This is a genomic window from Microbacterium esteraromaticum (genome assembly GCF_028747645.1).
Taxonomy (GTDB): domain Bacteria; phylum Actinomycetota; class Actinomycetes; order Actinomycetales; family Microbacteriaceae; genus Microbacterium; species Microbacterium esteraromaticum_C.
This window is the reverse complement of record NZ_CP118100.1, coordinates 2,542,325-2,568,170: the sequence shown is the minus strand read 5'-3', so window position 1 is coordinate 2,568,170 and position 25,846 is coordinate 2,542,325. Positions and strand designations below refer to the sequence as shown.

At 68.6% G+C, this 25,846-nt stretch carries 22 protein-coding genes, 1 tRNA gene and 1 other RNA gene; 17 read left to right on the top strand and 7 right to left on the bottom strand.

The features are described from left to right. Window positions 1–27: 27 nt before the first annotated feature. From PTQ19_RS12320 to PTQ19_RS12310, 3 genes are all read left to right on the top strand, one after another. Window positions 28–1,353: an ABC transporter substrate-binding protein gene (locus PTQ19_RS12320; RefSeq protein ID WP_206821875.1), complete on the top strand. Its 1,326-nt coding sequence runs from the start codon at window positions 28–30 to the stop codon at window positions 1,351–1,353. A gap of 97 nt (window positions 1,354–1,450) precedes the next feature. Beyond that, window positions 1,451–2,590, top strand: a complete 1,140-nt coding sequence (locus tag PTQ19_RS12315; protein WP_224818701.1) for a carbohydrate ABC transporter permease — start codon at window positions 1,451–1,453, stop codon at window positions 2,588–2,590. Then, complete coding sequence (locus PTQ19_RS12310; RefSeq protein WP_425313116.1) at window positions 2,587–3,573, top strand: carbohydrate ABC transporter permease; 987 nt, start codon at window positions 2,587–2,589, stop codon at window positions 3,571–3,573. The genes PTQ19_RS12315 and PTQ19_RS12310 overlap by 4 nt, the downstream gene beginning before the upstream one ends. Here PTQ19_RS12310 and PTQ19_RS12305 read toward each other — a convergent pair whose 3' ends face one another. Then, on the bottom strand, window positions 3,574–3,906 hold the full coding sequence (locus PTQ19_RS12305; protein WP_274367552.1) for an AraC family ligand binding domain-containing protein: 333 nt from the start codon (window positions 3,904–3,906) through the stop codon (window positions 3,574–3,576). It lies immediately after the preceding gene. 56 nt (window positions 3,907–3,962) lie between these two features. On the opposite strand from PTQ19_RS12305, the gene PTQ19_RS12300 reads away from it, so the two are divergent. From PTQ19_RS12300 to PTQ19_RS12285, 4 genes are all read left to right on the top strand, one after another. Next, entirely contained in the window at window positions 3,963–4,628 is a 666-nt protein-coding gene (locus tag PTQ19_RS12300; RefSeq protein ID WP_179410114.1) for a phosphatase PAP2 family protein, read from the top strand. Then, window positions 4,603–5,208, top strand: a complete 606-nt coding sequence (locus PTQ19_RS12295) for a GNAT family N-acetyltransferase (RefSeq protein ID WP_274367551.1) — start codon at window positions 4,603–4,605, stop codon at window positions 5,206–5,208. Before PTQ19_RS12300 ends, PTQ19_RS12295 begins: the two co-directional genes overlap by 26 nt. A gap of 54 nt (window positions 5,209–5,262) precedes the next feature. Continuing rightward, window positions 5,263–5,347 (top strand) — tRNA-Ser (locus PTQ19_RS12290). Between the two features lie 84 nt (window positions 5,348–5,431). Next, entirely contained in the window at window positions 5,432–6,331 is a 900-nt protein-coding gene (locus PTQ19_RS12285; protein ID WP_206551505.1) for a rhodanese-related sulfurtransferase, read from the top strand. On the opposite strand, the gene PTQ19_RS12280 is transcribed toward PTQ19_RS12285, so the two are convergent. The 3 genes from PTQ19_RS12280 to PTQ19_RS12270 form a co-directional block, all read right to left on the bottom strand. Continuing rightward, window positions 6,319–8,466 (bottom strand): transglutaminase TgpA family protein, encoded by a 2,148-nt coding sequence (locus tag PTQ19_RS12280; protein WP_274367550.1) that lies wholly within the window; start codon window positions 8,464–8,466, stop codon window positions 6,319–6,321. The two genes, PTQ19_RS12285 and PTQ19_RS12280, sit on opposite strands and share 13 nt — an antisense overlap. A gap of 106 nt (window positions 8,467–8,572) precedes the next feature. Next, window positions 8,573–9,712, bottom strand: coding sequence for a DUF58 domain-containing protein (locus tag PTQ19_RS12275; protein WP_274367549.1), 1,140 nt, complete (start codon window positions 9,710–9,712; stop codon window positions 8,573–8,575). 76 nt (window positions 9,713–9,788) lie between these two features. After that, the gene (locus tag PTQ19_RS12270; protein WP_179410119.1) at window positions 9,789–10,769 is read right to left on the bottom strand and encodes an AAA family ATPase; all 981 of its coding nucleotides are present in this window, start codon (window positions 10,767–10,769) and stop codon (window positions 9,789–9,791) included. 112 nt (window positions 10,770–10,881) lie between these two features. Between PTQ19_RS12270 and ffs the strand changes: the two genes are divergently transcribed. Then, an RNA gene (ffs, locus tag PTQ19_RS12265) (signal recognition particle sRNA small type) lies at window positions 10,882–10,978 on the top strand. A 14-nt stretch (window positions 10,979–10,992) separates the two neighbouring features. Here ffs and PTQ19_RS12260 read toward each other — a convergent pair. From PTQ19_RS12260 to PTQ19_RS12250, 3 genes are read right to left on the bottom strand one after another with little or no spacing between them, the layout of a single operon-like run. Further along, the gene (locus tag PTQ19_RS12260; protein WP_206824506.1) at window positions 10,993–11,502 is read right to left on the bottom strand and encodes a hypothetical protein; all 510 of its coding nucleotides are present in this window, start codon (window positions 11,500–11,502) and stop codon (window positions 10,993–10,995) included. A 2-nt stretch (window positions 11,503–11,504) separates the two neighbouring features. Beyond that, the gene (locus tag PTQ19_RS12255; protein ID WP_206824508.1) at window positions 11,505–12,491 is read right to left on the bottom strand and encodes a hypothetical protein; all 987 of its coding nucleotides are present in this window, start codon (window positions 12,489–12,491) and stop codon (window positions 11,505–11,507) included. After that, window positions 12,475–13,014 carry an RNA polymerase sigma factor gene (locus PTQ19_RS12250; RefSeq protein WP_206824509.1) on the bottom strand — a complete coding sequence of 180 codons (540 nt, stop codon included), beginning with the start codon at window positions 13,012–13,014 and terminating at the stop codon, window positions 12,475–12,477. Before PTQ19_RS12250 ends, PTQ19_RS12255 begins: the two co-directional genes overlap by 17 nt. Window positions 13,015–13,121: 107 nt before the next feature. Here PTQ19_RS12250 and PTQ19_RS12245 point away from each other — a divergent pair, with 107 nt between their 5' ends. From PTQ19_RS12245 to PTQ19_RS12205, 9 genes are all read left to right on the top strand, one after another. Then, entirely contained in the window at window positions 13,122–13,721 is a 600-nt protein-coding gene (locus tag PTQ19_RS12245) for a rhomboid family intramembrane serine protease (protein WP_274367548.1), read from the top strand. Window positions 13,722–13,782: 61 nt separating this feature from the next. After that, a complete protein-coding gene (locus PTQ19_RS12240; RefSeq protein ID WP_274367547.1) occupies window positions 13,783–14,349 on the top strand; it encodes a hypothetical protein in 567 nt (188 codons plus the stop codon). A 9-nt stretch (window positions 14,350–14,358) separates the two neighbouring features. Then, on the top strand, window positions 14,359–16,464 hold the full coding sequence (gene pta / locus PTQ19_RS12235; RefSeq protein WP_274367546.1) for a phosphate acetyltransferase: 2,106 nt from the start codon (window positions 14,359–14,361) through the stop codon (window positions 16,462–16,464). A gap of 124 nt (window positions 16,465–16,588) precedes the next feature. Beyond that, window positions 16,589–17,812: an acetate/propionate family kinase gene (locus PTQ19_RS12230; protein WP_274367545.1), complete on the top strand. Its 1,224-nt coding sequence runs from the start codon at window positions 16,589–16,591 to the stop codon at window positions 17,810–17,812. 211 nt (window positions 17,813–18,023) lie between these two features. Further along, a complete protein-coding gene (locus PTQ19_RS12225) occupies window positions 18,024–18,791 on the top strand; it encodes a beta-phosphoglucomutase family hydrolase (protein WP_274367544.1) in 768 nt (255 codons plus the stop codon). Further along, on the top strand, window positions 18,784–21,273 hold the full coding sequence (locus PTQ19_RS12220; protein ID WP_274367543.1) for a glycoside hydrolase family 65 protein: 2,490 nt from the start codon (window positions 18,784–18,786) through the stop codon (window positions 21,271–21,273). The genes PTQ19_RS12225 and PTQ19_RS12220 overlap by 8 nt, the downstream gene beginning before the upstream one ends. A gap of 173 nt (window positions 21,274–21,446) precedes the next feature. After that, window positions 21,447–24,284, top strand: coding sequence for a DNA polymerase III subunit gamma and tau (locus tag PTQ19_RS12215; RefSeq protein ID WP_274367542.1), 2,838 nt, complete (start codon window positions 21,447–21,449; stop codon window positions 24,282–24,284). Beyond that, window positions 24,284–24,877: a recombination mediator RecR gene (gene recR / locus PTQ19_RS12210; RefSeq protein ID WP_179410128.1), complete on the top strand. Its 594-nt coding sequence runs from the start codon at window positions 24,284–24,286 to the stop codon at window positions 24,875–24,877. The genes PTQ19_RS12215 and recR overlap by 1 nt, the downstream gene beginning before the upstream one ends. Then, entirely contained in the window at window positions 24,874–25,782 is a 909-nt protein-coding gene (locus PTQ19_RS12205; protein ID WP_274367541.1) for a DMT family transporter, read from the top strand. Before recR ends, PTQ19_RS12205 begins: the two co-directional genes overlap by 4 nt. Window positions 25,783–25,846 lie beyond the last annotated feature (64 nt).

Below are 25,846 nucleotides of genomic sequence, written 5' to 3'. Positions count from 1 at the left end.
GAGACCCACTCGAAGAGGAGAAATGACATGGCACAGTCACAGCGCTATCGGCGCCTCGCGCCGCTGGCACTGCTCGGTGCGGCGGGCGTCGCACTGGCAGGGTGCGGAGCTCCTGGCGCACCGGACGGCGGCAGCGACGCCGGCAGTGAAGACGTGGCCGGCGAGACCGTCACGATCTACGGCACGATCGTCGACAGCGAGGCAGAGCTGCTCCAGGAGTCCTGGGCCGGTTTCGAGGAAGAGACCGGGATCGAGATCAAGTACGAGGGCAGTCAGGACTTCGAGACGCAGCTCGGAACCCGTGCACAGGGCGGGAACCCGCCCGACATCGCGATCTTCCCGCAGCCGGGACTCTTCGCCGACTTCGCCACCCGTGACTTCCTTCTGCCCGCACCCGCCGAGGTCGAGCAGAACGCGAACGAGTACTGGACCGAGGACTGGGTCAACTACGGAACGGTGGACGGCACGTTCTACGGCGCGCCCCTGATGGCGAACGTCAAGGGCTGGATCTGGTACTCGCCGACGAAGTTCGCCGAGTGGGGCGTGGAGGTTCCGACGACGCTCGATGAGATGCAGACGCTCACCGAGTCCATCCAAGCGGCGACCGGCGAACCGGCGTGGTGTGCAGGCTTCGAGTCCGGCACGGCGACCGGATGGCCAGGCACGGACTGGGTCGAGGACTACGTGCTGCGTCAGGCGGGCCCCGATGTGTACGACCAGTGGGTCACCAACGACGTGCCGTTCACCGATCCGCAGATCAAAGCCGCCTTCGACTCCGTCGGCGACATCCTGCTCGACCCGGCCAACGTGAATGCCGGATTCGGTGACGTCCGCTCGATCAACTCGACCGCGTTCGGCGATGTCGCCCCGAAGGTCGCGGACGGATCGTGCGCACTCACGCACCAGGCATCGTTCCTGTCGGGCTTCTTCCCCGATGGCACGACGATCGCTGAGGACGGCGACGTCTGGGCGTTCATGCTCCCTGGCGAGAGTGCAGACGCCAGCGCGGTCACGGGCGCAGGTGAGATCGTGGGAGCGTTCAGCGACTCCGCCGCAACGCAGCAGGTGCTCGCGTACCTCTCCAGCCCCGAGTGGGCGAACAGCCGCGTGAGCCTGGGCGGCGTCACCTCGGCCAACAACGGACTGGACCCCGCCAACGCGCAGGACCCGATCCTTCAGGAGACCATCAAGATCCTGCAGGATCCCGACACCACGTTCCGGTTCGACGCCAGTGACCTGATGCCCGGTGCAGTCGGCGCGGGCACGTTCTGGAAGGGAATGGTCGCCTGGGTCAACGGCACGTCGACCGATGAGGTGCTCCAGCAGATCGAGACGGGCTGGCCCGCGGGCTGACCGACTCGGGTGGGCCGCCTTCGGGCGGCCCACTCCACCTCTGACCTGATCCGGGCAACGGTGCACGGATCATCGCCACTCGTGCAAGGGAATCGATGTGACCGCGACTGACTTCTTCCAATGGGTGGGCACGATGCCACCTGTCGTGCAGGCGGTGATCGTCGTCATCGCCTTCGCGATCGTCGTGGCCGTCATTCTGTTCCTCGTCGACGTCGCGCCGCGTTCCGGGCCCTGGTACACCGCCGCGCGACTAGCGATGTGCCTGCTCGTCCCCTTCGCCGTGATGTGGTTCTTCCGCTCGTACTACTGGGCGATCGGTGTGGCAGTCGTCGTCGGGGGCGTGTTCTTCCTGCTCGACTATCGATCGCGCGCGGGGAAGGGCTACCTCATCCAACTCGTGGCGTTCATGGCGCCGGCGTTCCTGCTGCTGACGGTGGGCCTCGTGCTCCCGTCGATCCAGACGTTCGTCGCATCGTTCATGAACTCGTCGGGTAAGAGCTTCATCGGCCTCGACAACTATCTGTGGATCTTCGGTCAGCCCGACGGCATCCGCGTCGTGGTCAACACGATCGTGTGGGTGCTGGTCGTCCCGACCGTCTCGACCATCGTGGGGTTGGCGTACGCGGTGTTCATCGACCGCACGCGCGGCGAGAAGGTCTACAAGGTACTGGTCTTCATGCCGATGGCGATCTCGTTCGTCGGCGCCGGCATCATCTGGCGGTTCATGTACGAGTACCGCGGGCCGCAGTACGACCAGATCGGCCTGCTCAACCAGATCCTCGTGTGGTTCGGGGGAGAACCGCAGCAGTTCCTGCTGAACCCTCCGTGGAACACCTTCTTCTTGATCGTCGTCCTCATCTGGGTGCAGACCGGGTTCGCGATGGTCATCCTGTCAGCATCCATCAAGGGCGTGGCGACCGAGCTTCTCGAAGCCGCCGAGCTTGACGGTGCGAACGCCTGGCAGCGATTCCGATCCGTGACCGTCCCTTCCATCCGTCCCGCTCTCATCGTCGTGTTGACGACCATCTCGATCGCATCGCTGAAGGTGTTCGACATCGTGCGCACGATGACCGCCGGAAACTACGAGACGAGCGTGCTCGCCAACGAGATGTACACCCAGTTCTCGAAATTCGAGGCAGGGCGCAGTGCAGCGCTCGCCGTCATCCTCTTCGTGCTTGTTGTGCCGATCGTCGTCTACAACGCACGTCAGATCCAGAAGCAGCGGGAGATCCGATGAGCAGCGCGATGAACCCAGGGACGGCGGCGACCCCGCAGTCCGACGTAGCGATGAGCACCCGCGCGATCACGACCGGGGGTGGGCTGAACGCCTCGGCAGGACGGGCCCGCAAGCGACTGAGCCGGCCATGGGCCTCGGCGGCATCGATCATCATCGCGGTGCTGTGGACGATCCCCACGCTCGGGCTGTTCATCTCGTCGTTCCGGCCGCGGGATCAGATTCTCACGAGCGGGTGGTGGGAGTTCTTCCTGAACCCCGAGGTCACCGGCGAGAACTACGTGGATGTGCTCTCGTCCGGTACGACGCAGCTGACGATGCTCGAGTCTTTCGTGAACTCGATCGCCATCACCATCCCCGCGACCATCGTGCCGCTGATGATCGCGTCGATGGCGGCGTACGCGTTCGCCTGGATCGACTTCAAGGGGCGCAACTTCCTGTTCATCTTCATCTTCGCGTTGCAGATCGTGCCGATCCAGATGGCGTTGGTGCCGTTGCTGAGCACATTCTCGAGGGGATTGAACCTGTTCGGCCTGCAGGTGACCCTGCCGCTGGGGGCATCCGGAGGCTACGCGCAGGTGTGGTTCGCGCACACGATGTTCGCGCTGCCGCTGGCGATCTACCTGTTGCACAACTTCATGTCCGAGATCCCGAGCGAGATCATCGAGGCGGCGCGTGTGGACGGCGCTTCGCGAGGGCAGATCTTCTTCCGTATCGTTCTGCCGCTGACGATGCCGGCGATCGCCTCGGTCGCCATCTTCCAGTTCCTCTGGGTTTGGAACGACCTGCTCGTCGCCCTCGTCTTCGCCGACGGCGGCGCCGCGCCGATCACCAAGCTGCTGGCCGAGATCACGGGTACCCGTGGAAACGACTGGCACCTGCTCACCGCCGGAGCGTTTGTCTCGATCATCGTTCCGTTGATCGTCTTCTTCGCGTTGCAACGGTACTTCGTCCGCGGCCTGCTCGCCGGCTCTACCAAGGGGTGATCAGCCGAGCAACACCAGCAGCACGTGCGAGGCGTCGACAGCCTCCAGTTCGTGCAGCATGCCGGCGGGGACCTGGATCGCGCCACCCGCGGTGAGATCGTGCTCGGCTCCGCCGGCCCGGAACAGGATGCGCCCCGACACGACCTGCACCAGGATCGGCACGGGGGCGCGGTGCTCCCGCATGATGGCTCGGGCATCCATGACGAGGGTGCGGATCTTGAATCCGTCGCCGTCGAGGGTGCGGTGTGGCTTTACCCGGCCGGCCTCGACCGGGTGGGCAGCGACGAAGTCGGCGGCCGAAGCCGCGAGCAGGAACGGCTGGTCTGCGCTCATGCCCCGAGGATAGCCCTCGCTCTGGTGCGGATGCCCGAACCGGGCACAATGGGGTGATGACGAGACGGGCGCTACTGATCACCGGAGGGGCGCTGCTCGCCGCAGCGATCGCGTTGGGCATCCTCGTGGTGACGGTGCCCGCCGGGGCGACGAACGCCCTGGACGAGTTCTGGAACGGCGTGGCGGCGCAGCTGCGCGAACCGTGGGTGCTGTGGGGTGCGCTGTTCATGAACCGCGTCGGCGGAGGGTGGATCGCGGTGCTGCTGGTGCCGTTGCTGATCGTGGCGTCGTTGGTCGCGGTACGACGGTGGCGATCGGCGGTGTTCGCGGCCTCGGCGTTCATCGTGAGCGCGGGACTGACCCAGCTGCTCAAGAACCTGTTCGCGCGTGCGCGCCCTGATGACATGCTGGTCGCATCGGACTTCGGATCGTTCCCCTCGGGGCACACCGCGAATGCGGCGACCATCGCCGTCGTGCTGTGGCTGGTGTTCCCCCGTGTCTGGGTCGCGGTGGTCGGTGTGCTGTGGGTGCTCGTCATGGCGCTGTCGCGCACGATCCTCGCGGTGCACTGGATCACCGACACGATCGGGGGAGCGCTGGTCGGCGCGTCGGCGGCTCTGCTCGTGGCGGGGATGCTGTGGGGCTGGGCCTCGCTAGGCTGGTCGGGTCCGCCAGCCGCATCAGCGAGGAGCCCCCGTGCCGAAGATCCGACCCTACCGTGACGCCGACCGGGACGCCCTCTACGACATCTGCGTGAAGACCGCGGATGCCGGTGGCGATGCGACCGGGATGTTCACCGACGACCGCCTGTGGGGCGACATCTTCGCGGTGCCGTACGCGGTGCGCGACGCGGGCCTGACCTGGGTCGTCGAATCCGACGACGGGCGCACGATCGGCTACGTCGTCGCGACGGATGACACCGAGGCTTTCGAACAGTGGTTCCGCGAGGAGTGGTGGCCGACGCGCATGGGCGCGTACCCGCTGTCGGGTGCGGCGGAGCCGACCCGACAGGACGGCATCATCGGCTACGCCAGTCGGCGGGCGCCGGGAACGAACGCGCACGCCGCCGAGTACCCGGCACACCTGCACATCGACCTGCTGCCAGAGACCCAGGGGATGGGGCTGGGGCGACAGCTGATCGAGACGCTGTTCACCGAGCTGAAGCGGCGCGGCGTTCCCGGTCTGCACCTGGGTATGAACGCCACAAACACGGGGGCGGGCGCGTTCTACGACCGCTTGGGCATGCAGCGTCTGCAGGCCGATGCCGACACCGTCGTGTACGGGGTGCACCTGGTCGACTGAGTGGGCTGGTTCGATCCCGCCCTCGTCATCGGATAGGATGGACAGGTTGTTCCTGGTGACGTGTCCGAGCGGCCGAAGGAGCACGCTTGGAAAGCGTGTGTTGTGCAAGCAACCGAGGGTTCGAATCCCTCCGTCACCGCCGAAAAGGGCCCCGCATCTACGGGGCCCTTTCTGCATCCGTCGGCGACGGCGGACTCCGAGCCACGCGACGTAGAATCGGCTGATGCCCACTCCGAAGATCGTGCTGTTCTACGCGTTCGCCCCGTTGGCCGATCCCGATGCGATCCGACTGTGGCAGCGCGACCTTTGCGCGTCGTTGCAGTTGCGCGGGCGCATCCTGATCTCGGAGCACGGCATCAATGGCACGCTCGGCGGTGACCTGCCGGCGGTGAAGAAGTGGCTGCGGCGGTTCCGCGACTATCCGGCGTTCAAGGACGCGGACATCAAGTGGAGCGAGGGCACTGGCCTCGACGCCGACGGCTTCAGCACCGATTTCCCGAAGCTCAGCGTCAAGGTGCGTGACGAGATCGTCTCGTTCGGTGCCCCCGGCGAGTTGGCGGTGGATGATCACGGCGTCGTCGGCGGTGGAGCGCGCCTGAGCCCCGAGCAGCTGCACGAGCTGATGGACGAGCGCGGCGATGAGGTGGTGTTCTTCGACGGACGCAATGCGCTGGAGGCCGACATCGGCCGGTTCCGGAACGCCGTGGTGCCCGACACCGACACGACCCGCGATTTCGTGGGGCTGCTCGAATCCGGCGCATACGACGATCTCAAGGGCAAGCCCATCGTGACGTACTGTACCGGCGGTATTCGCTGCGAAGTGCTGTCGAGTCTGATGATCGCGCGCGGGTTCGGCGAGGTGTACCAGCTTGAGGGCGGCATCGTCCGGTACGGCGAGAAGTACGGCGACGACGGCCTGTGGGAGGGATCGCTGTACGTGTTCGACGGGCGCGGGTCGATCGACTTCTCAGACCATGCCGCGGTGATCGGCGAGTGCATAGGCTGCGGAGGTGCGACCAAGCGCACCGCGAACTGCCCCGACCTCTCGTGCCGGCGCCAGTTCGTCGTCTGCGAGAGCTGCGACGTCGTGCTCTGCGACGAGCACCGCGCTCACGCCTCCTGAACGCGTCCGCGAAGCGAAGCGGCGCGGCGCCACAGCGACGCCGGCAGCAATCGTGCCGTCACGCGGCGGTGGCCGTCGACACTGCGTTCGAGTGCCGTGAGCACACCGCGCAGCGGCACGGACAGATCATCATCAGCGGATGCCATCGGCGCATAGCTGCGGTGTTCGACAGCTTCCACCAGTTGCCGCATCGCGTCGGCGTCCGCGCCGCGTTCGGCGACCACATAGCGAGCGCGGACGCGAGCCGTGTCGGCCGCGTGCAACGGTAGACCGAGGTCGGCCATCGTGTCGCGCACTTCCTGCCACGCCGCCATGGCGTCTCCTCGACGGGCTCGGCTGATGCGCAGCATCCGCGTGCCCCCACGCACCAGGGCGGGCAGCAGCGCGAGCAGGAGCGCTCCGAGGGCGATCAGCACGACGGGCAGCGGATTGAGCGTCTGCAGCTGCTGATCACCGATGGACTGCTCATCGAGGCGGTCGGGTCCGCCGGTCGGCACGTCGGACGGTGCTGTCGTCGGCGCCGTGGTGGGTGTCGGTGCGTCGGGCCCGTCGCCGCTCCCACCCGCGGAGGTCTCCGACAGAAAAGCGGTGGGCACACCGAGTGTGGCCGTCGGCTCGAAAGGCACCCATCCGATGCCGTCGAAGTGCACCTCGGGCCACGAATGCAGCTGGTCGCTCGAGACGGAGTAGACGATGTCGTCGTCGCGTCTCTGGTCGGTCGCGGTGCCGGGCAGATATCCGACGACGATGCGCACCGGCATGTCGAGGGCCTGCGCCATGAGCGCGAAAGCGCCCGCGAAGTGCACACAGTACCCGGTGCGCTTGTCGAGGAAGGTGGCGACGGCGTCAGCACCGGTACCGTCGAATCCCTCGTCGACCGGCGCATCGAGTGAGTAGGTGAACTCGCTGCGGAACCAGTCCTGCAGGGCGATCAGACGGTCGTAGTCGGTGTCGGCCTCGGCCGTCACCGAGCGGGCCGTGTCGGCAATGACCGGTGGCAGGTTCACCGTGCGCGGGAGGGCGCGTCCGAGGTCGGATGCCGGTGCCCGGCGGATCTGCTCGAGCGTCGGCGCCGCGGTCGCCGTGCGCACCGTGTAGTCGGCGCCCGCCGCGTTCTCGGTCGCACTGATGACGGTGCGTCCCGCGGGCATCGCCTGCCAGTCGCCGTCGATGCCGGTGACGCGTTCGGGAGCATAGGGAACCGGCAGGCGGTCGCTGGACACGTTGAGCACCCGGATCGAGACCCGACGTTCAGCCGTCTCGATCGCTTCGCCCCAGTCGCGCTCGCCGAAGCCCTCGCCGAGCGGTTGCAGATCGGTGCGGTCGGGTCGCCAGATCTCGCCGTCGAACCGTGACAGCGTGGCCAACCTCAGGTACGGGGGAGCGGTGCCCGAGGTGACCAGCGTCAGAGCCTCGACACTTTCGGGGCGGCGAAGATCATCGCCCAGGCGCAGGTCGGCCCGCACCGTCAACGTCGGGCCGGTGCCCGACAGCGCCGCGCCCATCGGTAGCATCGGCGTCACCAGCAGAGTCACGGCGATCGCGGTGGCACCGGCGATCGCGGCGGCCAGCGCCGAGGTGCGTCGCGGCGCGGACGCATCGTGCCGGGCACCGAAGCGCAGCATGATCAGGATCATGACAGCCTGCATCAGGAACCACGCGATGTTCAGCGAGCCGAACGAGACCAGCATCGGCAGCACCCCGATCACCGAGGTGAGCAGCACGGTGAGCAGGATCTGCCGGTGCGCCAGCAGCTGGTCGACGAGGATCGTCACGCCGGCGAAGAGCACTCCGACTGCTGTCGCGAGCCCGGCGGATGCCGCGATCGGTGCTACACCGCCGGCGATCTCATCGATCGCCTGCTGCATCCGCACGGCGATCAGCTGCCCCGAAAGTCGCGTCGGGATCAGCCCGAGAAAGGCGGTATCGCTCGCCAGCAGGGCGGTGCACGCCATGATCGTGATGGTGACCTGCACCGCGAGGGCGAGCAGATCGCGGATGCCCGCGCGCAGCCGCCGGAAGATCACACGCCCGAGCGAACCCGCGCCGCTGGCGACGATGATCGCCAGGAAGGCCACGAACGTCCACGTGCCCGGCATGATCGCCCCGGTGTACGGCCAGAGCGCGACGAGCATCGTCGCTCCTGCGAGGAATCCCGGGACGATGGGGCTGACGGGACGCAGATCGGCGGTTCCCCTACGCTCCGTGGCGCGGGTGGCCGCGGAGTCCGCCGTCACCGAATCAAACACCGGACACCTGCGCCTGAGGGAGGGCATCCGCCCACGTCTGATCCAGCTCATCGCCGGACGTGACCGCGGCGGTGTTCCAGCCGTGCGCGGACGCCGCGCTCAGCGCGCCGCGCTCTGCGCCGGCGGCGAACAGCAGGGGTGCTGCCGCCCCCGCGGTGCTCAAGCGGTCAGCATCCGCCACCGAGATCCGCCCCGTGATCACGACGAGTGGTCCTGGGGGAGTGCTGCCGACGATCGCGCGCAGATCGCGCGCCTCACCGCGGGGTGTCACGGTGGCCAAAGCGACCATGAGGTCTTCGCGGTCGTCCTCGTGTCCGCGCAGCGCGCCGAGCAGGCCGCCCGCGCTGTCGATGACGTCGACGCTGTAGCCGTCCTGCACGAACCGCAGGGCCGCCGACGCGCACAGCGACACCGCTGTCTCGAACTCCGGATCGGGCCCGTCGGCGGGCCGGTCCCAGCGTGCGGCGGAACGGTCGAGCACGACGACGGCGTCGGGACTGGCCTCTTCCTCCTCCTGGCGCACCATGAGTTCGCCGTGATGCGCCGTCGCACGCCAATGGATGCGTCGGCGGGAGTCGCCGGACGCGTACGGCCGAGGAATGAGGTTGTCGGCGCCCTGCCCGAGGCGCGTGGACCGGGTCTGAGCAGCACCGCCCGCGGCGCCCACCTTCGAGGGGAGCGACGGCAGCGCCACGACCTGAGGGACGACCGTGATCGTGCGCGTGTCACCGAACTCCTGTTCGCGCTGCGCGAGACCGAACGGGTCGACGGTGCGCAGCACCAGCGGGCCGAGGGTCGAGATGCCGCGCTGCACGCCCTCAAGCTCATAGCGCAGCAGCGCGGAGTCACCGGGATACTGGCCCTGCGCATCGCCGCGCACGGCATCCGGCAAGGTGTCGCGCCAGATACCACGGGGGACGCCCGGGGCGTACAGATCGAACCGCAGGGCGACGCGCGAGGACTCGCCCACGGTGAGCAGATCGGTCGAGATCTGCCGTGACACGACGCCGCGGCGCCGCGGCGCGTACGCCACGAGCATCGAGACCAGCGGCAGCAGCACCAGCAGCACGCCCAGGTACAGCAGCGGGCGAGCGCCGGCGACGTTGGCCGCGATCGCCAGCAGGATGCCCATGACCAGACATCCCCATCCGCGGGCGGTCAACCTACGACGTCTCATGGTCTCTGTGGTCGAATCTGGTCTGCGTGGTTCAGACGCGTGCGCCGGCGAACGGCACGGGCACGCGCGAGACGATCTGCTTCAGGGCGCTCTCGACGGGCTGCGCCCCGGCACGGTGCACGCCACGCGCCGCGAGCAACCGGTGAGCGAACACCGGGATCACGAGGTCGGCGAGATCGTCGGGAACGACGAAGTCGCGCCCATCGAGCGCGGCCGCGACCTTCGCCGCGCGCACGAGCTGCAGGGTCGCGCGCGGGCTCGCCCCCAGGTGAAGGCTCGGGTCCATGCGGGTCGCCTGTGCGAGCGCGACGGCATACTCCTCCAGCGACTCGGCGACGTGCACGCGCCGCGCCCAGGCGATCAACTGCTCAACGGTCGCCGCGTCGGTCACCGGCACGATCGCCGACAGCGGGTTGGACGTCTCACGCTGGCGCAGCATGAGAGTCTCGGACGCGGCATCCGGGTATCCCATCGAGATCCGCATCATGAACCGGTCGCGCTGGGCCTCCGGCAACGGATACGTGCCCTCCATCTCGAGCGGGTTCTGCGTCGCGACCACCAGGAACGGCTCGGGCAGACGGTGCGTGGCGCCGTCGACAGTCACCTGCTGCTCCTCCATCGCCTCCAGCAGCGCCGACTGCGTCTTGGGGGAGGCACGATTGATCTCATCGGCGATGACGATGTGCGCGAACACAGCGCCGCGCTTGAACTCGAACTCCCGCCCCACCGGGTCGTACACGGCGACCCCGGTGACGTCGCTCGGCAACAGGTCCGGCGTGAACTGGATGCGCCGCACCGTGGCATCCACACTCGCCGCCAGCGCGCGAGCGAGCATCGTCTTTCCGACGCCCGGCACGTCCTCGATCAGCAGGTGCCCCTCAGCGAGCAGGCAGATCAGCGCGCTGCGCACGGCATCCGGCTTGCCGTCGATCACCGACGTGACCGAGGCCGTGATGCGCGCGGTCTGCTCGGCGAACTGCTCGGCGGTGATCTGCGGAACGTTCTCGTGCATGCGATGCCCTTCGTGCGCGACGGTGCGTGCCTCGATCGTAACCCGGTGTGAAGCGAGGGGTTCCCCGAGATGCCGGCGGTCAGCGCCGCGCGCAGCGTCGGGTAGACTGATCGACGGCTCTCCGCGTGACGACACCCAGGCCAACTCCCCCAGGACGGAAACGTAGCAAGGGTAACCGGGCTCTGTCGGGTGCGCGGAGGGTCTTTTCTTTTGCCGGGGGCGCTCAGCTCACGCAGCGCACGTTCGTCACACTGCCGAACACGTTCGCCGATGCGCCCGCCTTCGCCGTGGCCCGGACCGTCGTGCCGCTGCGGGCCTGGAGGTAGCCGGTCGAGCGCGCGTTGGCGATGGAGCGCACGGTGAACGCGCTGATCGAGAACGTGCCGCACGTCGACCAGCTGAGTCGGCTGCCGCTGAGGTTGCCCCCTGAGAAGGCGCACACCCTGCCGCTGGCGCAGGAACCGACCGAAGCCGTGCCGACGGCGGACGACCCGACCGCGGATGACGAGAGAGTGCGTGTCGAAACACCACTCGCCGAGGTCATCTCCAGCCCGAGCGCCGGCCACGTCGCATGGTGCGCATCCAGCAGCACGCCGCCGGGCACCGCTGCCATCACCGCGGCGATATCAGCGCTCGGCTCCGGCGGGGCATCCGTGGCGAGTGCCGCCGGTCCCGACAGTACGAGGGCGACGGCGGTGGTCAGGGCCGCGAGTATCGTGCTGCTGCGCTTCATGGTCATTGCTCCTCTTGTGAGTCCCACATCCGGTACTCGACAACGGTGCCTGCGGGTACCGTCTCATCCGCCACGGTGCGCATCGTCTCCACTCCGACGATCCGTCCCGAGTCCGACGAGAGCAGCACGGTGTCGGTCAAGCCATCGATGGTCGAAGCGATCTGCACTCCCGCAACGTCCCGGCCGAGGCGATCCACGGACTGCCCCAACGAGGCCGCCCCACCGGTGCTCACGAGCATCTCCAACAGCACTGCATGCTGCGTATCGCTGAGCGTCCAGTAGTCCATCACCGTGACCATCGACTGCACCAGATCTCCCGCGCTCGGGCGTTCGGGCATGCCGTACATCGTCAGCAGCTCTGTCATGCCGGCCACGGTCGCTGGGGGAGCCTCCGGACTCGGCACACCGAACTCACCCGGGGCGAATGTCACTTGCGACACCACGGTGTCGGTGGCGCTGACGCGTCCCGGCCCGCCATCGCTCCCGGGCTGCACACGGCCTTCGACGACGAGCGAGTGGCCCGAGAGATCGGGGTTCCACTCCAGCTCGACGATCTGCGGGGTCACCGCTGCCTGCAACTCCCCGTCATCGATCGAAATCGCCCATGAGATCGTGTGCACCCGCCGAGCCGGGTTCTCGGCTCCGGCGGGTCCGCTCAGAGCATCCGTCGCCTCGGCGACCACCTGCGGCACCGGCGCCGGAGCCGTGAACGACAGCGGAACGGGGCTGACGGCCTCGGCACGCTGACCACCCAACGCCACCGACACCGACACGGTGGCCACCACCACCAGGGATGCGACAGCCAGAGTCCAGCCGAAGCGCCGCGATGCGCGGCGGCGCTCGCGACTGCGGGCCGCGGCCTGTTCGGCGGCGAGGCGGTCGCGCAGTGCGCGCAGAAATGCCGGCGGACCGGCGTCGGATGCCGCCTGGGCCGGATCGATGCGCCGCAGCAGCGAACGCAGTCGTTCATCGTCACGCAGATCGGACATGCTCACCTCCCGCTCGGAGGCCGACCTCGGCGGCGAACAGCAGCGCATGGAGCTTCTGCCGTGCGCGCTGAAGGCGTTTGCGCGCCACGGCCTGGCGAAGCCCCAGCATCTTGGCTGCCGTGGCGACGGTCCAGCCGTCCATGTCGACCAGTTCGATGAGATGGCGCTCCCCAATGGACAGGCCTGAGAACACCCACTCCAGATCGATCCGCAGATCGCCTTCCGGCGACGCGGCAGCGCGCAGCACCTCGCCGAGTAGCGCCGGGGCCTGCCGAACAGGCGCCGGGGTCTGGCCGTCTCCGCTGGAGGTGTCGATGACGCGCAGCAGCCAGCTCAGGTTCACCGACCCGCCATCGCGCACAACGACCCAGGCGCGCTCGAACGCATTCTCGACCGCGTCCTGGGCATCCTCCAACGTCATGAAGACGCGTTGCGCATGACGCAGCGCGGCCGCGCCGAAGCGATCCACCAGCGCATCGAACGTTCGGCGGTTCTCCTCGAGGACGATGCGTCGACGCCTCATCGCCAGACCACCCGCGGAACACCGTCATACTGCATGGCCCGATCCTCCCACAGCGGCGAGGCGTCGACGCCCAGCCTCCTCCCGCTCTGTCCTGCGAAGATCGTCGTGTGACCGCATCCGCTCCCGCCCCGGCCTCTCCCTACTTCACGCGCTTCCTCGCCCCGGTGGGGCTGCTCGCGCTGATGTGGGTGATCCAGCTCGCGGATGCCGTCCTCCCGGGCAGCTTCGTCGGATGGGGCCTGCGGTCGTGGGATCTGGGGAGTCTGCAGGGCGTTGTGCTCGGTCCGCTGTTGCACGCCGGCTGGGCGCACCTGATCGCGAACTCCGTGCCGTTCCTGGTGCTCGGCTGCCTCGTCGCCGTTGAAGGGGCGAAGCGCTTCTGGGCGGTGACCGCCATGGTCGCGCTCATCGGAGGCGCGGGCACCTGGCTGGTGAACGCACCGGGCACCCTCACTGTCGGATCGTCCGTGCTCGTCTTCGGCTACTTCGGGTACGTCGTCGTGCGGGTGCTCGCCCCCGGTCGCCTCGCACACCGGTTCGCGTACGCCGGGATCGCCGTGATCGTCGTGGTGATGTACGGCACGACGATGTTCACCGGCATCTTCGGCGTGCACAGCGGTGTGTCGTGGCAGGCGCATCTGTTCGGGGCCATCGGCGGCGGCCTGACCGTGTTCGTCCGCCGCAGAGAGGTCGGCAGCCGTGAGTGAGCGGCGCACACGCGCCGCGCGGATGCGGCGCCGCGCCCGGCGCCGTCGACAACGACGTCGGATGCTGAAGATCGCCGGCATCACAGCATCCGCCGCCATCGTGATCGCGGGCGCGCTCGCCGTGGTCGGGGTGCTGACGGCCACGCGATCCGACGCCTACTGCGTCGATGAGCCGCGGACGTTCCCCGACGCGGGGGTCGACGGGTGGCAGGGCGAGCAGCTCGAGAACGCGGCGATCATCATCCGCACCGCCGACGAGTTCGGCCTCGAAAGGGACGGACAGATCCTCGGTGTGATGGCGGCGATGGGCGAGAGCTCACTGCGCAACATCGACTACGGCGACTGGGAGACCTCGGGCGTCACCAACCCCGATGGCACCCGAACCTCGAGCATCGGGCTGTTCCAACAGCAGGACTGGTGGGGGAGCGTCGAGGACCGGATGGACCCGGCCACCGCCGCTCGTCTGTTCTTCACCCGCCTCGAACGCGTGCCGCAGTGGCAGACGCTCGAACCCTCACACGCCATCCATCGCGTCCAGATCAACAGCGACCGCGACCACTACGCGCGCTTCGAGGACGACGCCACCCGCGTCGTCGTGGCGCTGTCTGCGGAGTGCCCGTCGCCGTAGGCTGGAGCCGTGGCACGCAGCATCTACATCACCTCGGCCGAGGGGCACACGGGCAAGTCGACCATCGCGCTGGGCGTGCTCGACGCACTGATGCGCGTGTCGGAGCGCGTCGGGGTGTTCCGCCCCGTCGCCCGTTCGACCGACGAACGCGACTTCGTCGTCGAGCTGCTGCTCGCCCACGACGGCGTGCACCTCGACTACGACGAGTGCATCGGCGTGAGCTACGACGACGTCCGGCAAGACCCCGAAGGTGCGCTCGGCACGATCGTGGCCCGCTTCAAGGCGGTCGAAGCGCAGTGCGACGCCGTCGTCGTGCTCGGCAGCGACTACACCGATGTCGCCAGCCCCGCAGAGCTCAGCTACAACGCGCGCATCGCCGCGAATCTCGGCGTTCCGGTGTTGCTCGTGCTCTCGGGGCGCGACAGTCAGAACCAGGCCGAGCAGCTCGGCACCACCACGGCCCGCACACCCGATCAGATTCAGCAGATGGCGGCGCTCGCGCGCAGCGAGCTCGCCACCGAGCGGGCCGAACTGTTCGCCATCATCGTCAACCGCGCCGAACCCGACATGCTTGGTGAGATCGTCGAGCGCATCGATGACCTGCGCACCCCGGTGTGGGCCGTGCCCGAGGACCGGGCGCTGGTCGCGCCCTCGATGCGGGGCATCCTGCGGGCGGTCGACGGCACGCTGGTGCGCGGCGAAGACGAGTTGCTCGAACGCGAGGCGTACAACATCGTCATCGCCGGCATGTCGATGGTCAATGTGCTGCCGCGCCTCACCGAGAGTGCCGTCGTCGTGATCGCCGCCGACCGCACCGAGACGTTGCTGGCGACGCTGCTCGCCGCAGCATCGGGGACGTTCCCCGATCTCGCGGGCATCGTGCTCAACGGCCCCTTCCCGCTGCCCGATCCGGTGCTGCAGCTGATCGACGGCATCGAGTTGACCGTGCCGATCGTGACCACCGATCTGGGCACCTACGACACCGCGGTGCGCATCATGAACACCCGTGGCCGCGTCAGCGCCGAGAGCAGCCGCCGCTACGAGAGCGCACTGGCGCTGTTCCAGACCCACGTCGACATCTCCGAGCTGACGATCGAGATGGGGCTGGCCGAATCGACCGTCGTCACGCCGCTGATGTTCGAGTACGGGCTCATCGAACGCGCACGCAACGACCGCAAGCGCATCGTGTTGCCCGAGGGCGGCGATGACCGCATCCTGCGGGCCGCCGCCGTGCTGCTGGCCCGCCAGGTCGCCGACCTGACGATCCTCGGCGACGAGACCGAGATCCGGGCCCGCGCTGTCGCCCTCGGGCTCGACATCAGCGAGGCGCAGATCCTCAGCCCCACGGATCCGGTCATGGTCGAGCGGTTCGCCGCCGAGTACGCGCGGCTGCGCGCGCACAAGGGCATCACCGTGCAGCAGGCGGCCGACACCGTCACCGATGTGTCGTACTTCGGCACGATGATGGTGCACCTCGGGCTCGCTGACGGCATGGTATCGGGTGCAGCGCACACCACCGCGCACACCATCCGGCCCTCGTTCGAGATCATCAAGACCAAGCCGGGCGTCGATGTCGTCTCCAGCGTGTTCCTGATGGCACTCTCTGACCGCGTGCTCGTGTACGGCGACTGCGCCGTGATCCCCGACCCCACCAGCACGCAGCTCGCCGACATCGCGCTGTCGTCGGCGGGCACAGCGAGGCAGTTCGGCATCGATCCGCGGGTGGCGATGCTGTCGTACTCCACCGGCGAGTCGGGCAGCGGCGCCGACGTCGACAAGGTGCGCGAGGCGACCGCTCTCGTGCGCGCTCGCGACCCGCAGCTGCCGGTCGAGGGACCGATCCAGTACGACGCCGCGGCGGATGCGGCCGTCGCGAAGGCCAAGCTGCCGGATTCGGCCGTGGCGGGCCGGGCGACCGTGTTCGTCTTCCCCGACCTGAACACCGGCAACAACACCTACAAGGCGGTGCAGCGCTCGGCCGGCGCCGTGGCGATCGGGCCCGTGCTGCAGGGGCTGAACAAGCCGATCAACGATCTCAGCCGGGGTGCGCTGGTCGACGACATCGTCAACACGGTGGCGATCACGGCCATCCAGGCGCAGGGCGGCGCCGCGTGACCACCCCACCCCGCGCGCACCCCTCTATTCGTCACAGAACCGAGCTATCGGCCCCGAATAGCGCCGGTTTGCGACAAATAGACGGGGGTAGTGGGGGTAGTGGGGGTATCAGGAGGAGCAGGGCATGAGTCACGTACTGGTCATCAACAGCGGGTCGTCGTCGCTGAAGTACAGCCTGCTCGACATGACCCGCGAGGTCGAGCTCGCCGGCGGACTCATCGAGCGCATCGGCCAGCCCGTCAGCACCGTCGCGCACACCGTCCACACGGTGGCCTCTCCCGGCGAGCCCGCACCGACCATCCTCGAGGCTCGATACGAGGACGACCGCCCCATCGCCGACCACGATGAGGCCTTCGCGGCGATGCTTGCGCTGTTCGCCGAGCACGGCCCCGTCCTGACCGAGCATCGGCCCGTCGCCGTCGGCCACCGCGTGGTGCACGGCGGCGCGCGCTTCTACGCACCGACAGTCGTCACGCCCGACGTCGAACGCCAGATCGGCGAGCTCAGCGTGCTCGCCCCGCTGCACAACCCGGCCAACCTCGCCGGCATCGTCGCCGCGAAGGCCGTCTTCGACGACGTGCCCCACGTGGTCGTGTTCGACACGGCATTCCACCAGACGCTCCCGCCGGCCGCCTACACCTATGCCATCGACGCCCAGATCGCCCGTGAACACCGGGTGCGCCGCTACGGGTTCCACGGCACCAGCCACAAGTACGTCAGCGAGCACGCCGCGGAGTTCCTGGGGCGGGCGAACGACAGCATCCGACAGCTCGTCTTCCATCTCGGCAACGGGGCATCCGTCACCGCCGTCGACCGCGGACGCTCGGTGGAGACGTCGATGGGGCTCACCCCGTTGGAGGGCCTGGTCATGGGTACCCGCTCGGGCGACATCGATCCGGCCGCACTGCTGCACCTCTCCCGTCGCGCCGGGCTCGGTATCGACGAACTCGACGACCTGCTGAACAAACGCAGCGGTCTGCTGGGGCTTGCCGGGTACAACGACATGCGCGACATCCTCGCGGGAGCGGATGCCGGTGACGAGGCCTCCCGGCTGGCCTACGACGTCTACATCCACCGGCTGCGTGCGTACGCCGGCGCGTACATCGCGCAGCTCGGCGGCGTCGACGTGATCTCGTTCACCGCCGGGGTCGGCGAGAACGCAGTGAAGGTACGCGCCGACGCGCTCGCGACGCTGGGGTTCGTCGGCGTGCGGATCGATCCCCACCGCAACGCCGAGCGCGCGCCCGGCATCCGACGCATCTCGGCCGACGACTCGGTCGTCGATGTGCTGGTCGTGCCCACTGACGAGGAGCTCGAGATCGCGCGGCAGACGCTCAGTGTGATCTGAGCGTCGGATGCCGGCATCCGACGTTCATCGGTGCGCGACGTTCCCGTCGGAAATCCCAGACCTGCGCGGCGTGTCGCAGCGCAGGGCGACATGACACGCCTCGGTGGGTGGGAGGGGTCTGTGATTTCCGGATGCACGATTCGGGCGCGCGCTTCGGAACAGGGCCCCGCGTTCATTAGGCTTGACGCGCACGTCCGATTCCGGAGGTCCCATGGTTCACGAACTTCCCGATCCGCACCACATCCTCGACCTCAGCAGCGCCCCCGGCGTGCTGTTCGACCTGGATGGGGTGCTCACGCCGACCGCTGAGGTGCACATGCGCGCCTGGCAGAGCGTGTTCGATGATGTCCTCGCCCGATGGGGGATCGTCGAGCCGTATACGGATGCCGATTACTTCGCCTACGTCGACGGCAAGAAGCGGTACGACGGCGTGGCGAGCCTGCTGCGCAGCCGCAACATCGAGATCCCGTGGGGCGAGGTCACCGATCCGCCCGAGGCCGAGACGGTGTGCGGCGTCGGGAACCGCAAGAACGCTGCGTTCGCGGCGGCCCTGCGCTCGGGCGGCATCGCCCCGTATCCGGGGTCGCTCGCGGTACTGGTGAGCCTGCGCGACGCCGGTGTGCCGATGGGTGTCGTGTCGAGTTCGAAGAACGCCGAAGAGGTGCTGAGCACAGCGGGCATCCGAGACTTCTTCCGCATCGTCGTCGACGGTGTCGTCGCTGAACGCGACCACCTCGCCTCGAAGCCAGCGCCCGACATGTTCCTCGAAGGGGCGCGGATGCTGCAGGTCGACCCGGCGGCCGCTGTCGCGGTCGAGGATGCTGTCGCCGGCGTAGGGTCGGCGGCCGCGGCGGGCTTTGGCGTCGTGGTCGGAGTCGACCGTGGCGCGGGACCCGAGGTGCTGCGCGCTGCCGGCGCGACGGTTGTCGTCGACGATCTTTCCCAGCTGCTGAGCGAGCGGAGCGAGACGAATGATTGACCGCGAACGCCACCCCGTCGACCCGTGGCGGCTCATCGAGAACACCTACGACGCTAGCGGGGTGTCTGAGACCGTCTTCACGGTCGCCAACGGCTATCTCGGCCTGCGCGGCAATCACATCGAGGGGCGCGGTGCCCACGAGCACGGCACGTTCATCAACGGTCTGCACGAGACCTGGCCGATCCGCCACGCCGAACAGGCGTACGGCTTCGCCGAGGTGGGGCAGACGATCGTCAACGCCCCCGACGCCAAGGTGATGCGCGTCTACATCGACGACGAACCGCTGTCGTTCGACGCGACTGAGATGCACGAGTACTCACGTGTGCTCGATATGCGCACCGGTGTGCTCTCGCGCGATGTGCTGTGGGTGACCCCGTCGGGCAAGCGCGTGCGCATGCGCGATGAGCGCCTGGTGAGTTTCGATGAGCGTCATCTGGCGGTGCTGCGCCTGGAGATCGTCGTCGAGAACGCCGATGCTCCGGTGACGGTGAGCTGTCAGCTGCTGAACAGGCAGGACGGTGCAGGTATCTACGCCGGCGACCCGATGGCCTCCAAGTCCGAGCGCAAGGGATTCGACCCGCGCAAGGCCGAGAAGATCACTGAGCGGGTGCTGCAGCCGGTCGAGTACTGGCAGGACGGGCTGCGCTCGGCGCTGTCGTACCGCGTCACCGAGTCGGGGATGACGGTGGCGGTCGTCGCCGACCACATCGTCGAGACCGAGAACGACTACAGCGCGCGATCGCTGATCGAACCCGACATCGCCAAGAACGTCTTCCGGGTGCAGGCGAAGGCGGGTGTGCCGATCCGCATCAGCAAGATCGTCAGCTACCACAGCTCGCGCGGCGTGCCGCCGCGTGAGCTCGTCGACCGGTGCCGCCGCTCGCTCGACCGGGCGGGTGTCGAGGGGGTGGATGCCCTCTTCCAAGCCCAGTCTCGGTGGTTGAGCGACTTCTGGGAGCGCTCGGATGTGCGCATCGCCGGACACGACGATCTGCAGCAGGCGACGCGCTGGTGCCTGTTCCAGCTCGCCCAGGCCGCATCGCGCGCCGACGGCAGCGGGGTGCCGGCGAAGGGCCTGACCGGGTCGGGCTACAGCGGGCACTACTTCTGGGACACCGAGGTCTATGTGCTGCCGTTTTTGACGTACACGTCGCCGCAGTGGGCGAAGAACGCCCTGCGCGCACGGGTGCTGATGCTGCCGGCGGCCCGCCGGCGCGCGGCGCAGCTGAACGAGGCGGGCGCACTGTTCCCGTGGCGCACGATCAACGGCGAAGAGGCGTCCGCCTACTACGCGGCCGGCACGGCGCAGTACCACATCAACGCCGACGTGAGCTTCGCGCTCGGCAAGTACGTGCGCGCCACGGGGGATGAGGACTTCCTGCGCAGGGAAGGCGCCGACATCGCGGTCGAGACGGCGCGTCTGTGGGCGACGCTGGGCTTCTGGCGGGGCATCAACGGTGAGAGCTCGTTCCACATCCACGGTGTGACCGGGCCCGATGAGTACACCACGGTCGTCAACGACAACCTGTTCACGAACGTGATGGCGCGGTACAACCTGCGCTTCGCCGCCCGTGTTGTGCGCGAGATGCGCGCTGCCGATCCCGCCTCGTATGCAGCCCTGGTCGAGCGGGTCGGTCTCGACTTCGGTGAGGCCGAGGCGTGGGAGCGCGCGGCCGAGGCCATTCACATCCCGTACAGCGAAGGACTGGGCATCCACCCGCAGGACACGTTCTTCTTGGAACGCGAGGTGTGGGATCTGGAGGGCACGCCCGCCGAGAAGCGCCCGCTGCTGCTGCACTACCACCCGCTGGTGATCTACCGCTTCCAGGTGCTCAAACAGGCCGATGTCGTGCTCGCGCTGTTCCTGCAGGGCAACCACTTTACCGACGACGAGAAGCTCGCCGACTTCGACTACTACGACCCGTTGACGACGGGGGATTCCACGCTTTCGGCGGTCGTGCAGTCGATCATGGCGGCCGAGGTCGGGTATCAGGACCTCGCCCGCGAGTACTTCGAGCACGCCCTGTACGTCGACCTCGCAGACCTGCATCACAATGCCTCGGACGGCGTGCATGTCGCGTCGGCGGGTGGCGTGTGGACCGCGCTGGTGAGCGGCTTCGGCGGAATGCGCGACCACGCCGGAGAACTGAGCTTCGACCCGAGGCTGCCGGTGGACTGGCCCGAGCTGTCGTTCCCCCTGCAGTGGCAGGGGGCGGCGCTGCACGTCACCGTGACGCGCGATGCGCTGCGTGTCGAGGTGCGTTCGGGCGACGTGGTCGAGTTCGCGGTGCGCGGCGCCGTGCACCGCGCGGCCGTCGACGAACCGGCCGTCGTGCGGCTGGTCGATCAGGGCCCGGTGCGCCCCGGGCGCCCGACGCTGCGCAAGTTCGAGGATGCCCGGCGCGACGACGGAACGCGCCTGTCGGCGTCGGTGCCCGTCACCACCAGCGCGCTCCCGGTGCTCGACGCATACGACGACTGACCCGGCGCGGTTGTGTTGCGTGCGTCGCGTGTCGTGCGTGTTGCTCGCGTTGTGCGTGCCGCCGACACCCCCACGTGTCGTCGAGACCCCCAGGTGCGGATGCCCGTAGCTGGGGGTCTCGGCGGAAGCTAGGGGTCTCGGCGGACGTCGGTCGCACGCCGTAGGCTGGATGGGTGACGACAGCCCTCTACCGCCGCTACCGGCCCGAGACCTTCGCGGAGATGATCGGGCAGTCCCAGGTGACCGATCCGCTCATGACCGCGCTACGCGGCGACAGGATCGGGCACGCGTACCTGTTCTCCGGCCCCCGCGGATGTGGAAAGACCACGTCAGCGCGCATTCTCGCGCGTTGCCTCAACTGTGCCGAAGGGCCCACCGACACCCCGTGCGGTGTGTGCCCGAGCTGCATCGAACTGTCGCGCGCCGGCGGCGGCTCGCTCGATGTCGTCGAGATCGACGCGGCCAGCCACAACGGTGTCGACGACGCCCGCGACCTGCGCGAGCGTGCGACCTTCGCACCGAGCCGTGATCGGTTCAAGATCTTCATCCTCGATGAGGCGCACATGGTCACACCGCAGGGCTTCAATGCCCTGCTGAAGCTGGTCGAGGAGCCGCCGGCGCACGTCAAGTTCATCTTCGCGACGACCGAGCCAGAGAAGGTGCTCGGCACGATCCGTTCGCGCACGCACCACTATCCGTTCCGGTTGGTGCCGCCCGCGGCGATGCTCGAGTACGTCGAGAAGCTGTGCGCCGAAGAGGGCGTGCAGGTCGCCGACGGTGTACTCGCGCTCGTGGTGCGCGCCGGTGGTGGTTCGCCGCGAGACACGCTCTCATTGCTCGACCAGCTGATCGCCGGTTCCGAGGCGGGCAACGTGACTTACGAGCGTGCCGTCGCGCTGCTCGGCTACACCCACGCCGCGCTGCTTGACGAGATCGTCGATGCGCTCGCCGCAGGTGATGCGGCATCCGCCTTCCCCGCGGTCGACCGCATCGTGCAGACCGGGCAAGATCCGCGCCGGTTCGTCGACGACCTGCTCGAGCGGCTGCGCGACCTGATCGTGATCGAGGCGGTGGGCGAGGGGGCATCCGCTGTGCTCCGCGGCCTGCCTGCCGACGAACTGCAGCGCATGCACGCCCAGGCGCGCGCGTTCGGGGCTCTGCGTCTCTCGCGCACCGCAGACCTGGTCAGCCAGGCGCTCGACGATATGACCGGAGCGACCTCGCCGCGGCTCCACCTCGAGCTGATGGTCGCGCGCGTGCTCGCCGGGGCCGCCGCCGACGGTGAGCACGCTGCGGCTCCCGCGTCGTCCGGTGCCGTTCCACAGCGTCCCGCGGCTCCGACTGCACCCACCTCGGCAACGGGCGCTGCGGCGGCGCCGAGTGCGGCTGCGCCCGCGTCCGCGCCTGCGGTCCCAGCGATGCCTACGACGTCGGATGCCACGCTGAACGCTCCGGCCCCGCCGCCCGCGCCATCCGCCGAACCTGCCCCGGCCGCTGCTGCGGGGCCGACGGCGCCCGCGCCTGCTCCGGCCGCGGAGACGCCGACCGCTGAGACGCCTGCCGCTGAGACGCCTGCCGCTGAGACGCCGACCGCTGTGCCCTCGGGTCCGGTGACCTTCGAACGGATCCGGGACTCCTGGGCCGGCGTGCTCAAGCGCCTCGAATCGATCAGTCGTTCCTCTTGGCTGATGGTCACGGCGATCCAGCCGCTTGGCTACGACGTCGACAGCGAGGTGCTGACGCTCGGGTTCTCCAGCCCCAGCGACGTGTCGCGGTTCAAGGGCGCGACACCAGGCAAGGGCACCTCCGACCACCTGCGCACGGCCATCGAGCAAGAACTCGGCATCACCGTGAAGTACCGTCCGGCTCCGCTGCCACCGGCAGACGGCGCCTCCACTGGTGTGGGTGGACCTGACGGTTCGGGAGGCCCCGGCGGCTCGACCGGCCCCGCTGGCCCCGGAAGCTCCGGCGGTTCTGGGGGAACCGGCGGACCTGCACCGTCGAACCCTGCACCGTCGAACCCTGCACCGTCGAACCCTGCACCGTCGAACTCTGCACAGTCGAACTCTGCATCCGCGGCACAGAACGGCGCCGCGCAGTCACGAACGGCGCCCATCGCGCCCAGTGCCGGTGACGATGCCCCCGCCGCAGGCTGGGCAAAGCCGACAGATGTGTCCGAGACCTCAGGGCCGGGCGCCCCGAAGGGGAAGGCGCGTCAGGCGTCCGAGCCTTCCGCGGCGACCGCGCGACCATCGAACGCCGCGGTCACCGAGTGGGCGGTCGCTCCCATCCCGTCCTCGGATGCCCCCGTCGCGTCGGCACCTGCGAAAGCGTCACCACAAACGCCCGCTGTGCCCGCGCCGGGCATAGCGTCGGGAGCGTCCACGACTTCGACGCCCCCGACGGCATCGGCCGCGACGGTATCCGCGCCCGCGCCGGCAGGTCCGGCCGACGGGGCGTCCACGGCGGCAGCACCTGTGGCGGCGAAGCCCGCGCAGCACTCGGCTCCCCAGCAGCCGAATCCGCAGCAACAAGCGCCGCAACAGCCCTACGACGACCAGCCTCCGTACGACGATCAGCCTCCGTACGACGATCAGCCTCCGTACGACGAGTACCCGCCGTTCGACGACGAACCGCCGTACGACCCGATGTACGACGGTCCGCCGCCACGGGAAACTCCGGGACGCCAGGCATCCGGCCCCGCACGGGCTTCCGCGCCGCAGGTAGCCGCGCCCCGGGCAGTCGCAGCCCCGGCATCCGCAGGGCCGGCGGCTCCCGCGGAGTCCGGCGCCCGTCCAACCGCGCCGACCGCCGCATCCGCCGTTGCTTCAGGGCAGGCGGCCGCCCCGCCCGCAGCATCCGCCCCTGCGGCCTCCCGCGCTACTGCGCCCGCCGCCTCGCGGTCGATGCATGACGGCGTCGAACGCCGTGGCGAAGCCGTGATCCGCCAGGTGCTCGGAGCGAAGTTCCTTCGCGAAGAGCCCTTCGAGGCACCGACGAGGTTCAACTGATGTACGACGGCATCGTTCAAGAGCTGATCGACGAGTTCGGCCGGCTGCCGGGCATCGGTCCCAAGTCCGCGCAGCGGATCGCGTTCCACATCCTGCAGACGCCGTCCTTCGACGTCGCCCGTCTGTCAGAACTGCTCACCGAGGTGCGCACGCGGGTGCGATTCTGCGACATCTGCGGAAACGTCGCCGAGCAGGAGCGCTGCAGCATCTGCCGTGACCCGCGCCGCAACCCCGAGCTGATCTGCGTCGTCGAGGATGCGAAGGACGTCGCGGCGATCGAGCGCACCCGTGAGTTCCGTGGCCTCTATCACGTGCTCGGTGGAGCGATCAGCCCCATCGCCGGTGTCGGACCCGACGACCTGCGGATCGCCCAGCTGATGAGCAGGCTCGCCGACGGCACTGTGCAAGAGGTCATCCTCGCGACCAACCCCAACCTCGAGGGCGAGGCGACCGCAAGCTATCTGAGCCGCCTGCTGACGAGCATGGACATCGCCGTATCGCGCCTGGCATCGGGACTCCCCGTCGGCGGCGATCTGGAGTACGCCGACGAGGTCACCCTGGGACGCGCCTTCGAGGGCCGTCGCCGGCTGTGAATGCTCAGCATCCGGGATTCACCCGCAAGGGCTGGGCGCTGTTCGCCGTCATGGCATTCGTCTGGGGCATCACCTACCTGTTCATCAAAGAGGCTGTCGCGTCGTACTCACCTCCGGCGGTGGTTTCGGCGCGTACCTTGCTCGGCGCCGCCGTGCTGCTGCCGTTCGCGATCCGCGCGGGTGCGCTCAAGGCGGCATGGAAACACTGGCCCTGGGTGATGGCCTTCGGCCTCATCGAGATGGCCGGTCCGTTCCTGCTGCTCAGCCACGCTGAGACGCAGCTTCCCTCCGGACTGACAGGGCTCCTCGTCGCGACCGTCCCGCTGTTCGCCGTGCTCATCGCGCTCGTGCGGGGTGATCGTTCGGTGCTCGCGCCGATACGTCTCGGCGGGCTGCTGCTCGGCTTCGCCGGTGTCGCGATCGTCGTCGCCGGACCCGGCCTGTTCCCACGCGACGGTGCCAGCGCCTTCGCGATCGGCGAGGTGCTGCTCACCGCGCTGCTGTACGCCATCGCCCCCTTCGTCATCGCCTACAAGCTCAGCGACGTCCCCTCGATCGGAACGATCACGCTCGCGCTGCTCGGCATCGGGCTCGGGTACCTGCCGGCCGCGCTGCTGACCCAGACCGAGGTTCCGACGCTGCGCTCGACGGTCTCGCTGGTGCTGCTCGGCGTGATCTGCACGGCGGTTGCTTTCGTCGCCTTCTTCGCGCTCATTCGTGAGGTCGGGCCGGTGCGTGCGCCGCTGTTCACCTACGTCAACCCGATCGTGGCACTCGTTCTCGGCACAGTGCTCCTGGCCGAGCCCGTCACGCCCGGGCTGCTGATCGGACTTCCGGTCGTTCTCGTCGGATGCTGGTTCGCCGCCACCGGGGGTCGGCTGCGCCCCCGGGTGACCGGAACGTAGCATCCGACCCGTCACATGCGTGAAGGCGCATGGATGCCGTCCGTAGAATGTCGCATGGGCGAAT